Source organism: Polaribacter sargassicola, from assembly GCF_021991835.1.
GTDB classification, from domain to species: domain Bacteria; phylum Bacteroidota; class Bacteroidia; order Flavobacteriales; family Flavobacteriaceae; genus Polaribacter; species Polaribacter sargassicola.
In genome coordinates, this window is sequence record NZ_JAHDAU010000001.1 from 377,458 (window position 1) to 389,838 (window position 12,381).

General features: G+C 25.8%; 11 protein-coding genes. 7 read left to right on the forward strand and 4 right to left on the reverse strand.

What is annotated here, in order from left to right; genetic code table 11:
- Positions 1 to 15: 15 nt before the first annotated feature.
- Together KI686_RS01585 and KI686_RS01590 are read left to right on the forward strand one after the other, a co-directional pair.
- Complete coding sequence (locus KI686_RS01585) at positions 16 to 162, forward strand: hypothetical protein (RefSeq protein WP_237587487.1); 147 nt, start codon at positions 16 to 18, stop codon at positions 160 to 162.
- A 48-nt stretch (positions 163 to 210) separates the two neighbouring features.
- Positions 211 to 609 (forward strand): DoxX family protein, encoded by a 399-nt coding sequence (locus KI686_RS01590; protein WP_237587488.1) that lies wholly within the window; start codon positions 211 to 213, stop codon positions 607 to 609.
- Between the two features lie 571 nt (positions 610 to 1,180).
- On the opposite strand, the gene KI686_RS01595 is transcribed toward KI686_RS01590, so the two are convergent.
- The 4 genes from KI686_RS01595 to KI686_RS01610 all read right to left on the reverse strand — a co-directional run bounded on the left by KI686_RS01595 (position 1,181) and on the right by KI686_RS01610 (position 7,837).
- A complete protein-coding gene (locus tag KI686_RS01595) occupies positions 1,181 to 2,038 on the reverse strand; it encodes a class I SAM-dependent methyltransferase (protein ID WP_237587489.1) in 858 nt (285 codons plus the stop codon).
- A gap of 112 nt (positions 2,039 to 2,150) precedes the next feature.
- On the reverse strand, positions 2,151 to 4,028 hold the full coding sequence (mnmG, locus tag KI686_RS01600) for a tRNA uridine-5-carboxymethylaminomethyl(34) synthesis enzyme MnmG (protein WP_237587491.1): 1,878 nt from the start codon (positions 4,026 to 4,028) through the stop codon (positions 2,151 to 2,153).
- Between the two features lie 45 nt (positions 4,029 to 4,073).
- Entirely contained in the window at positions 4,074 to 4,487 is a 414-nt protein-coding gene (gene ybeY / locus KI686_RS01605; protein ID WP_237587494.1) for an rRNA maturation RNase YbeY, read from the reverse strand.
- A gap of 2 nt (positions 4,488 to 4,489) precedes the next feature.
- Positions 4,490 to 7,837 carry a DUF4175 family protein gene (locus KI686_RS01610; RefSeq protein WP_237587495.1) on the reverse strand — a complete coding sequence of 1,116 codons (3,348 nt, stop codon included), beginning with the start codon at positions 7,835 to 7,837 and terminating at the stop codon, positions 4,490 to 4,492.
- Positions 7,838 to 7,950: 113 nt separating this feature from the next.
- On the opposite strand from KI686_RS01610, the gene KI686_RS01615 reads away from it, so the two are divergent.
- From KI686_RS01615 to KI686_RS01635, 5 genes are all read left to right on the forward strand, one after another.
- Positions 7,951 to 8,805 (forward strand): hypothetical protein, encoded by an 855-nt coding sequence (locus KI686_RS01615; RefSeq protein WP_237587496.1) that lies wholly within the window; start codon positions 7,951 to 7,953, stop codon positions 8,803 to 8,805.
- A 121-nt stretch (positions 8,806 to 8,926) separates the two neighbouring features.
- Complete coding sequence (gene gltX, locus KI686_RS01620; RefSeq protein ID WP_237587497.1) at positions 8,927 to 10,447, forward strand: glutamate--tRNA ligase; 1,521 nt, start codon at positions 8,927 to 8,929, stop codon at positions 10,445 to 10,447.
- A 2-nt stretch (positions 10,448 to 10,449) separates the two neighbouring features.
- Positions 10,450 to 10,995: a hypothetical protein gene (locus KI686_RS01625; protein WP_237587498.1), complete on the forward strand. Its 546-nt coding sequence runs from the start codon at positions 10,450 to 10,452 to the stop codon at positions 10,993 to 10,995.
- A 137-nt stretch (positions 10,996 to 11,132) separates the two neighbouring features.
- A complete protein-coding gene (locus KI686_RS01630) occupies positions 11,133 to 12,056 on the forward strand; it encodes an SPFH domain-containing protein (RefSeq protein WP_237587499.1) in 924 nt (307 codons plus the stop codon).
- Positions 12,057 to 12,058: 2 nt separating this feature from the next.
- Positions 12,059 to 12,376 (forward strand): heavy metal-binding domain-containing protein, encoded by a 318-nt coding sequence (locus KI686_RS01635; protein WP_237587500.1) that lies wholly within the window; start codon positions 12,059 to 12,061, stop codon positions 12,374 to 12,376.
- The last annotated feature ends 5 nt before the right edge of the window (positions 12,377 to 12,381 follow it).

Genomic DNA, 12,381 nt, shown 5'->3' on the forward strand with positions numbered 1-12,381 from the left:
AAAAAACAAATACTTATGATGTACAAAAAAACGTTATTATACGATAGAGAAGCTGCACATTCTTTTTCAGCTTCTAGAAAATTAGCTAAAGAAAGTTTAGTTAAAAAAACAAGTTTGGTTAAAGAAACTGTAATTAAAGAAAAGGTATTAGAAACAGTTTAATAATTTAGAAAGCTAAGTTATATTACATAAGAAACATAAAACATATAAATGAAACTATTTTCTAATCATCCAACAGAAATATTAATCTTATTGTTTTTAATTATCACTTTTGTAATATCAGCATTCGAAAAAATTTCTGATTGGACAGGAAATATCCTTTTTATAAAAGAGCACTTTAAAGAATCACCTTTAAAAAACAAAGTACCTTTTCTATTAGCCATTCTTTTGCTTGTAGAAATTGTTGCTTCTCTTTTAATGATAATTGGAGTTTATCAAATTTACACTTCAGAAATAAAAGAAATCGCTTTATTAGGAATTGAGCTTTCTGCGGTTAGTTTAATTTTTATGCTCATTGGGCAACGTCTTGCAAAAGATTATCCAGGAGCGATGTCTTTAGGTGTCTATTTTTTGATAACCTTATTCGGAGTTTATTTATTAAATAATTAAAATCAATAATAAAATATTTTTTAATAAGTAAAAATTATTAAAAAACCTCTTAAAATATCCGTTTTAAGAGGTTTTCTTTTTTTTCTAAGGTATTTCTATAATACAAGTACTTTAACTTTAATAACGTTTTTTAAAATGATTTTTAGCTGCTTTTTTAAGACATTAACTAATTAAATGTACTTTTTATCAATTTTAAAGTTCAATTTTAATATTCTCCTACTTTTTAATCTTCATTTATAATTTAGATATGTTTTTGTTTTAAAAAAAGAATCTAGCTTAAACAAAAACTTTATAAATAGATTTTCGTTTTCATACAATATATTCATTTTATTTTTTTGTGATAATTATTAAAATTTATAGTTTCTTAAAAATTGAAATCATTCTAAAAAATAGTTACCACTACTCTAGTGTTTAAATATTTCTGAATTTTTATTATTTAATCTTTTAATAAAAATTAAAAAACACAAAAAAAGTATCACTGTTCCACGAGGAACAATAAAATTTTATCTATAAGAAAAGCCCTTAAAATTAATTTTAAAGGCTTGATAAACATTACAAAGAAATCCAAATTTTATTTCTTTTTTATAACATAAATTAAAGAAGAATATTCTTTACATTTTCTTGCTTTAAAATTAGAAGCGAAACCTTTATAGAAAGATTTAAAAGGTTTCATTTTTCCAGACATATATTTATCACTTAAAAGAGAAACATAATAAGCATCAAATTTCATAGGTAAAGTTTTTTCTACTATCATATTTTCTAAAGAAAATAATTTAGAAATTGATGATTGAGAAAAATGCCATAAATGTCTAGGAACATCAAAAGCTGCCCAATACTGTTTATAAAAATTTGCATCGTAACTTTTAAAATTTGGTACAGCAATTATTAATTTTCCTTTTTTAGCAAGTAAACTATTTAACGTAGAAATATATTCTGATAGATTTTCTACATGTTCTAAAACATGCCAAAGTGTAATTACATCAAACTTTATGTTTTTAAATTCAGAAAGATTTTCATGTAAAAAAACATCTTTTTTCTTTGCAATATTTCTAGCATCTAAACTAGGTTCTATTCCAGAAACATTCCAAAAATTATTTTTACACACCTTTAAAAAATCACCTGTTCCTGCTCCAACATCTAAAATATTTTTAGATTCTGTATTAAACGAATTAATTAAATTCAATTTTCTTTTTAGTGTGATATTTTTTACAGCCTGATAAACTTTATCTAACAAAGATTTTTTAGAATCTGTATGAGAAATATAATCTTCGCTTTTATAATAATTACCTAAATTTTTAGGAATAGGAACTGTAACCAACATATCAAATTCATTATTCTTTTTAACCTGATAAACTTCTCCTGAAACAGTAAAATCTTTACACTCTAAAAAAGGATTTAAATCTTTATAAAAATCAATTTTCTTATTCATTTCTAATCATCTTAAAATTGAAATTCCTGCCTAAGCAGGAATTAAAAAATACATTTTTTTGTAATAAAAATTAATTTGTTCCACGAGGAACATTCTTTAAATTACAATTAAACTATCTACCCATATAAACCAATAATACAGAAATATCACTTGGTGAAACTCCACTAATTCTACTTGCTTGAGAGATAGTGGTTGGTTGAATTTTACTTAACTTTTCTCTTGCTTCAAAAGACAAAGATTTTACTTTTTGATAATCAAAAGAAGAAGGAATAACTACATTCTCTAATCTATTTAATTTATCTGCATTACTTTTTTCTTTTGCAATATAACCAGAGTATTTTAAATGAATAACTGCTTGCTCTATTACTTCTTTATCAATATCATTTTCTAGTAGAAACTTATTTAATTTCACTAGATTTTTAAAATCAGAAAACTCTAATTGTGGTCTTGCAGCAATTTTATAAAGCTTCATAGATTGATTAATTAATGCCAAATTTTTTGCTTCTAAAATTGGGTTTATCTCTTCTTGCTTAACACTAGTTTTTTCTAAAAACCGAACAAGTAAATCTGCTTTTTCTTGCTTTTTAATAACTCTATCTAATCTTTCTTTAGACGCTAAACCTAATTTATAACCTATTGGTGTTAATCTTAAATCTGCATTATCTTGCCTTAACAAAGTTCTGTATTCTGCTCTTGATGTAAACATTCTATAAGGTTCTTCTGTACCTTTAGTAATTAAATCATCTACTAAAACACCAATATAAGCTTCATTTCTTTTTAATATAAAAGGTTCTTTTTCTTGCACTTTTAAAGCGGCATTTACACCTGCCATTAAACCTTGTGCAGCTGCCTCTTCATAACCAGTAGTTCCATTAATCTGACCAGCAAAAAATAAATTCTTGACTAGTTTTGTTTCTAAAGAATGAGTCAATTGTGTTGGCGGAAAATAATCATACTCTATAGCATAACCATATCTTAAGAATTTTACATTCTCAAAACCAGCTATAGATCTTATAGCCTTATCTTGTATATCTTCTGGTAATGATGTTGAAAACCCATTTACATACATCTCACAAGTTGTCCAACCTTCTGGTTCTACAAAAATTTGATGTCTATCTTTAGTAGCAAAACGATTAATTTTATCTTCTACAGAAGGACAATATCTTGGTCCGGTAGATTTAATTCGACCATTAAACATTGGTGATCTATCAAAACCTTCTCTTAACAAATTATGTACTTTTAAATTTGTATAAGTTAAGTAACAAGATCTTTGTTTTTTTAAAGAAATAGTTGTTGGTAAATAAGAAAACTTCTCAGTTATTTCATCACCTGGTTGCTCAATCATTTTAGAATAATCTAAAGATCTACCATCTACTCTAGGAGGTGTACCTGTTTTCATTCTACCAGATTCAAATCCTATAGCAACTAAATCTTCAGTAATTCCTGTAGAAGCTCCTTCACCTGCTCTACCTCCACCAAATGTTTTTTCTCCAATATGAATCAATCCATTTAAAAAAGTACCAGCAGTAATAACAACAGTTTTTGCTTTAATCTCTAAACCTAAAGCTGTTTTTACACCTACAATTTTATCTTCATCAAACAATAAACCATTAACAGAATCTTGATAAAAATCTAAATTTTCTGTTTGCTCTAACATTGTTCTCCAGCATTCTGCAAATTGCATTCTGTCTGATTGAGCTCTAGGACTCCACATAGCAGGACCCTTAGATTTATTTAGCATTTTAAACTGAATAGCTGTCTTATCTGTAACAATAGCACTATAACCTCCTAAAGCATCAATCTCTCTAACTATTTGTCCTTTTGCAATTCCTCCCATGGCAGGATTACAGCTCATTTGAGCTATATTCTGCAAATTCATTGTAATTAATAAAGTGTGTGCACCCATATTTGCTGCAGCTGCAGCTGCCTCGCTACCGGCATGACCTCCACCTACTACAATTACATCATATGTTGTTGTAAATAAACTCATTACTTAACGTTCCACGTGAAACTTTTTATATTATTAAACTGAATATCAATTATTTATTAGCAATAAAGCTTCATTTTCTGCTTTTCTCATTGCTTTTATATCTTCTGTAGACTTATCTTTATAACCAATGTAATGTAAAACACCATGAATCATAACTCTTTGTAATTCTTCATTAAAAGAAACATTAAAATCTTTAGCATTATCTTCTACTCTTTCTACAGATATATAAATATCTCCACTTATAAGATTCCCTAAAGTATTATCAAAACTAATCACATCTGTTAATGTATCATGTTGTAAAAACTCTACATTTAGTTTATGTAAATATTCATCATCACAAAAAATATAATTGATTTCACCAATGGTAAATTCATTGTTTTCTACAACAGTATCAATCCAATTTTCAATAATATTTTCATTAGATAATTTAAAATCTGTTTCGTAATTAAATGTAATCATCTTTAATCTTCCTTTATATTAGAAAAATAATCTCTAACTTTAATCTTATAATTTTGTTGCAAAGGTAATGATTGTCTATTTAAAATTTCAGTTTGATTATAAAACTGCTTTTTAAACTCAATTGCTTTAATATTACGCTTCTTTTGTACATCTAAACTCACTTTAGAATTTCTATTTTTATCCTCACCTTGTTCTAAATTAGCATTTTCTAACTTTAGTAATTGATAATTTAATTTTTCAATATTATTAAGAACTTCAGTATTAAAACCTTTTTCTAAAATATCATTTTCCAGCTCTTCCATAGATTTTAAAACATTTTTAAAATCTGGATTAATACCAGAATTATTTTCAATTTGATTTTGAAGTTCTTGTCTTAATATACTTTGTTGTTTATAAATTTTATAAATCTCCGAATCTAGTTCTTCGGATGATGGAATATCTGAATTACCTTCTTTACCATTTTTTCCGTTAGAACCACTATTACCATTAGTACTATTTTTACCCTTATTTCCTTCTTTTTCTCCACCTTCCTTATCATCAGGTTTATTGCCTTTTTGTGAACCTTTTTTTAAATCATCAGAAATTTTATTTTGTTTTTTTATCAAATCGGGTAAACTAAATTCTTTAGAATTATTTTTATTTTTATCACCCCTTTTTAATGACATACTGTTCTGCATATTATTTAAAATGTTACTTAAATAATCTGATAAACTATTAACAGAGTTCATAACATAACGCTGATTAGAAATACCATGATCAAAATAATTTTCGGAGAAGTTATCTAAAGATTGATCTAAATTATAATGCGTAGAAGATAAATCTTCTTTAATTTTAGATGATATTTTTGGAACTCGCATAGACAATACATATAGGCTATCATCTATATGCTCAAAATAAACTTTTAAATCATTTTGCTTTTTTAGGTCGTTACCAAAGTCTGGATGTGTTGTAGAAATATCTTCAAACTTGTGCATTAATAATTCTTGCTTAAAAGAAAAATTAAGTAAATTTTCTAATATTTTTCTTAGATCATCAATATTTTCTTCTATAGATTCAGCTTCCATTTTTAACATAGATTGTTGAATCTTACTACTCATATTTTTCATTTTTTGAGAAGCATTTTTTTGATTCTTTTTTGCTGATGCTTTATTATCTTTAGACAAATTTTCCTCAGATTTTTCTAAATCTTTATCAATATTATTTTGTTCTTCGTCTAAATCTGGTAAGCCTAATGGCTCTTTTAATTTCTCATTATCTTTATTAAGGTCTTTAATTTCTTTTTTTATAGCTTTAAAATTTTGATTTATTTGTTTTTGATTTTCTAAAGAATTTTCTGTTTTATTAATTAACTCTTTTTGTTTCTCTGATAAATTTTGAATTTTATTAGCAATTTGCATCGTCTTTTGCTCTACATAAAATCTTTTTGTTAGCTCTAAAATTCGTTCTAAACTTCTTTCTTGTTGTTTATTCTGTTCAGATAATTCTTTAGCCTTTTTAACTAAATCTTCTTTATTAAGCTTTTCGGCCATTTTTTCTATTTCATCTAAAAGCTTTTTTTGTCTCTCGTTCTTCTTTAACTCTTCAATTCTCTTTTTTAATTCTTCTTTTTTATTTTTTAAAGCTTCATTTTCATCGTTAATTTCTTCAAGATTATCTTGTAATTTTTCACTTTGTTTATTCATCATTTGATTATAATCTTGCTGACGTTTTACAAAATTTTCAATCTTATTTTTATCATTCCAACTAATATTCTTTTTTGTTTGTAAATCTTTCTTTACTTCATCTAAATATTTTTGTTGCTTTTTTTGTTCCTTAACTGTAGACTCAATATTATTAATTGCATTTTTTTGTTCCTTCAATAACTCTTCCTCTACTTCTTCTCTACTTCTTTTTTTAAAATTAAAAACTTTACTTTTAGACTTCTTAAAACCATTTACAGCATCATTATCAGAAATCTGAAAAAAGAATTCATAATTTATTCCTTCTATTAAATTTAAACCATCAGGAAATTGGTAGAAGAAAGTTTGAATGTTTTCTTTTGAAATATCAAGATTAATAGAATGTTTATTTTCTGAATTGTTATCATCGTAATAAATAATCTCTAATTTATTTAAACCATAATCGTCTGAAATTTGACCAGCAAATTCTGATGTTCCACGTTTAGTTTCATCAAAATTAGAGGATACAGAAATTGTTGGAAATTCATCTTTTATAACATCAATAGAAAAATTTAAATTTTCAAAATCTTTTAAATTATTATTTGAAGACGATATTTGATAATCTAAAGAGTTATAAATTTTTTGAGAATATTTAAAAACATTGTTAGTAACAATATCAAAATATTTTCTTTTATCATTGTTTAAAAAAGATAAAGATTCTGTTTGATTTGTAGTAACTTGCCAAGTAATAACTGTACCTTCTGGAACAGAAATATTACCAGAATTTTCTATAACTTCATTTTTCTTATTTAAATATTTTGGATAGTTTAGTTCTAATGATATATTATTTATTGTTGGTGTTTTAACTACATCAACAGTATAATTTTGAGATTGAATTCCGTTAGCTTCAATATAAAAATTGATTGGTTGTTGAACATCAGAAAATAAATATGAAAAAGAACCTAAATCATTATTTTCTAATAAATATTTTTCATTATTAAAATGGATATAAGCTTCTTTAGGTAATACTTTTCCGTTAGTTTCAAACAAAATAGAAATTGATTTTCCTTGTATAACTTTTAAATCTGTATTTTTAAGAATAAAATTGAAAGGAGCTGGCGGATTGTATGTAATATTATGATTTACAACACGTTGTAAACTTTGTGTTAATTTACCATTATTACCTGATAATGAATTAATTATAAATATTAAAATAGGTATAATTATATATTTTAGATATTTTTTATTCTTTTTAAAATCTACAGCTTTTACAAACGGAACTGGTACTAATTCTTGTGATTTTTGATTGATACTAGCTATTAATAAATCAGATTTTTCTAAAGATTTTTGTAATTGTAAAATGTTTAATAATTTATCTTGAACCTGCGGAAAATGGTTTCCAATAATTTTAGAACATTCTTCAAAAGAAATACCTTTTCTTAAACCAACTAATTTAAAAATTGGAACAAAAATAAAACGTATTAATAAAAATAATTCTACCAATAAAAAAAGCCAAAATAATATGGTTCTAGCATAAGGTTTTAACCATAAAAAATATTCTAAAAATAAAGTGAATAATAAATACAATAAACCAAAAGAAAAGAATAAAATACTTCCTTTTATCAACTCACTAGTGTAATATTTTCTAGTAAACTGGTGTAACTTCTCCTCTATTTGTTTAAATTCTGCCATAATTAACTATTAAAAATAGTATTTTTACGTTGATACACAATCAAATATTTGTTAAAACGATTTTTTGTAAGTTATTAACAATAAATGTTACTAATTAATAAAAATCAATTAAAATGAAAAAATTACCAAAATTTCTACTTTTATTATTAAGTATTTCTGTTTTCTCTCAAGGACCTTGGACTCAAAAAAAAGGAGATTTCTACACACAAATATCTTTATCAACAATATCTAATTATAACGAATTTTTTGGTTATCCAGATTATTCTATCAACGGAAAAATATCTGACAACACAATTCAACTTTATAACGAATACGGAATTACAAACAACACAACTTTATTGGTAAACATACCTTTAAAATTAATTTCTGTAAACAATTTAAATTACATTGATCCTGCTGTTGATTGTATAGGAGATTGTAGCCAAAATATAAATGATAATAAAACAAGTTTAGGAAATTTAGAAATTGGTGTAAAACATAATTTTTATAAAAAAGATTGGTTGTTTTCTGGTCAATTATCTCTAGAAACAAATACAAGTTCTTTTTATAAAAATTCTGGAATAAGAACGGGTTACGATGCTTTTACTTTTACTCCCCTATTTTTATCTGGTAAAAGTTTTAAAAAATCTTATTTGCAAACTTTTATTGGAGCAAAAATCAGAACAAATAATTACAGTTCTAATTTTAAATTTGGTGGAGAATATGGTAACAAAATTTTAAAGAATTTTTGGTTAATTGGTTTTTTAGATATAGAAAAGTCTTTTAATAACGGAGATATTATTTTGTCTGATAAAAATTTAATTACCTCTTTATATATAAACAATCAAGAGTATGGAGTTGTTGGTATAAAAGCTATTGGAGAATTTTCTGATAATTTTGGAGTTACAGCAAGTTTACCCGCAGCTTTCTTTGGAAATAATGTAGCAAAGCAAGTTGCTTTATCTGTGGGTGTTTATAAAAAGTTTTAAAAATCAGTTTTATAAAAATTGAAAATTAATAACAATAAATAATTAAACTCATTTTTCTTTTCTCTAATTTCTGTTTTCTCTTTTAAAAACTATCTTTGTTCTATCAAAAAATTAAAACAAAATGGAATCTAACGTTCGTGTTCGTTTTGCACCAAGTCCTACAGGACCATTACACATTGGTGGTGTAAGAACAGCTTTATATAATTATTTATTTGCTAAAAAAAATAACGGAACTTTTGTGTTACGTATAGAAGATACAGACCAAACTCGTTATGTAGCAAATGCAGAACAATATATAATTGATGCTTTAAAATGGTGTAACATTCCATTTGATGAAGGCCCAAATACTAACGAAAAATTTGGTCCTTACAGACAATCAGAACGTAAAGAATTGTACAAAAAGTATGCAGATATTTTAATAAACTCTGGTTGGGCTTATTATGCTTTTGATACAGCAGAACAATTAGATGCTCACAGAAAAGGATACGAAGCAGAAGGTAAAACTTTTATATACAATTGGCATAATAGAAATGGTGGCAATTTGGTAAACTCTTTGGTTTTACCAAAAGAAGAAGTAGAAGCAAAAATAAATACTGGCGAAAATTACGTTATCAGATTTAAATCTCCACAAGATGAAACATTACTTATGGAGGATGAAATACGTGGAAACATTAAAATTGATACAAATACTTTAGATGATAAAATTTTATTTAAAGGAGACGGAATGCCAACATATCATTTAGCAAATATTGTAGATGATCATTTAATGAAAATTACGCACGTTATTCGTGGTGAAGAATGGTTACCATCAATGCCTTTACATGTTTTATTATACAAGGCTTTTGGTTGGGACGCACCTAAATTTGCACATTTACCTTTAATTTTAAAACCAGTTGGTAAAGGTAAATTAAGTAAAAGAGACGGAGATAAATTAGGTTTCCCGGTATTTCCTTTAGAATATACAAATGAAGTTTCTGGTGATATTTCTCGTGGATATAAAGAAGATGGTTATTTTTCTGATGCCTTTATAAACATGTTAGCTTTCTTAGGATGGAATCCTGGAACAGAACAAGAAATATTTTCTTTAGAAGAATTAATACATTCTTTCGATTTAAAAAGAGTAAGTAAATCTGGAGCAAAATTTAGTCCAGACAAAACAAAATGGTTTAATCAACAATATATGCAGACAAAGTCTGATGATGAACTTACCGAATTGTTTTTACCTATTTTGGCTGAGAAAGGAATTACAAAAGACAAAAAATTTGTTTTAAAAGTAGTTTCATCAATAAAAGAAAGAGCTGTTTTTGTAAATGATTTTTGGGATTTATCTAATTTCTTTTTTTCAACACCAAAAGAATACGATGCAAAAGCATCAAAGAAAAATTGGAAAGAAGGTACAGCAGAATTGATGAAAGAATTAATTGATGTTATCAATAAAATTGAAGATTTTTCATCAGAAAATACAGAAAAAGAAATTAAAGAATGGATTACTGCCAAAGAAATTGGTTTTGGTAAAGTAATGCAACCCTTACGTTTATCTTTGGTTGGTAAATTGGCTGGCCCGCATTTATTTGATATTATTGCAATGATAGGTAAACAAGAAACTATCATAAGATTAGAAAACGCAATAGAAAAACTATAATTATGAAAAAAATAATCCTTCTTTTTGTTCTATTTTGTGCTTTTAATATACAAGCACAATATTCTGGTTATGGTTATAATAGACAGCGCCAAAGACAAATGATGCAACCACAAACAGAACAAAAAATACCAGAACCAGATTTTCCGATAGAAAAATATTTAGGTATTGTTACTTATGATATAGAAAAAGCTGCAAAAAAAACGGGTGTAAAATTATCATCAAAAGAAGGTAAAGAATTTTCTGATATTTTAACTAAATATAATAAAGATACTAAAGATATAGTTAGAATAAATAGTTTCTTAATTAATAGTAGTAAAGATATGATTGATAATTTCCAAAAAAATGCAAGAAAAACTGGCGATTATTCAGATCAAGCAAAGGTTCAGAAAAAAATGATTGATGATTTAAAACCTTTTTCTAAAACACTTAAAGCAGAAGATGATAAATTAATTAATTCTATGAAAAATTTATTATCAGAAAAAAAATATAATAAGTGGATTAAATACAACAAAAAAATCTATAAATTTTTTGAACCAGAATTAGAATAAATACAAAATTTAAAAACCTGTTAATAATATTAATAGGTTTTTTTGTAAAATGTAACATTTAAATAAAAAAACTAATAATAATACACTACTTAAAATTACTATATTTACATACATTTTTCTTTTTAAATTCTAATTTTATGACAATTCCATTTATTATTATAATTCTTATCGGGTTAATACTTTTTGCTTCTTACTTTATTGTAAAACAACAAACCGCTGCAATAATAGAAACTTTTGGAAAATTTACAAGCATCCGTCAATCTGGTTTTCATTTAAAAGTACCTGGTGTACAAAGAATTGCAGGTAGATTAAGTTTAAAAATACAACAGTTAGATGTAATTATAGAAACTAAAACTTTAGATGATGTTTTTGTAAAATTAAAAGTTTCTGTACAATATAAAGTAATAAAAGATAAGGTTTATGATGCTTTTTATAAATTAGATTATCCGCATGATCAAATTACTTCTTATGTTTTTGATGTTGTAAGAGCAGAAGTTCCAAAAATGAAATTAGATGACGTTTTTGTAAAAAAAGATGATATTGCCATAGCTGTAAAATCAGAATTAAATGATGCTATGATGACTTATGGTTATGATATAATTAAAACATTAGTTACAGATATAGATCCTGATGCACAAGTAAAAGAAGCTATGAACAGAATTAATGCTGCAGAAAGAGAAAAAACTGCTGCACAATATGAAGGAGATGCACAACGTATATTAATTGTAGAACGTGCTAAAGCAGAAGCAGAAAGTAAACGTTTACAAGGACAAGGTATTGCAGACCAAAGAAGAGAAATTGCACGTGGATTAGAGGAATCTGTAGAAGTGTTAAATAAAGTTGGTATTAACTCTCAAGAAGCTTCGGCTTTAATTGTTGTTACTCAACATTATGATACTTTACAATCTATAGGGCAAGAAACAAATAGTAATTTAATATTGTTACCAAATTCACCACAAGCAGGTAGCCAAATGTTAAATGATATGGTTGCAAGTTTTACGGCAAGTAATCAAATTGGTGAAGCCATGAAAAATGCAAAACTTAAAGAAAAAAATGATTAATCATGATAATTACAACAACACCAACTATAGAAAATAAACCTGTTACCAAATATTTAGGAATAATAACTGGAGAAACCATTATTGGTGCTAATATTTTTAAAGATTTTTTTGCAGGAATTAGAGATATTGTTGGTGGTAGATCTGGTTCTTATGAAAAAGTTTTAAGAGAAGCTAAAGATTCTGCTCTTAAAGAAATGCAAGAAATAGCACTATCATTAGGTGCAAATGCCATTGTTGGTGTAGATTTAGATTACGAAACTGTTGGTCCTAACGGAGGAATGTTAATGGTTACAGCGTCTGGTACAGCAGTAAAAATATAGTATAG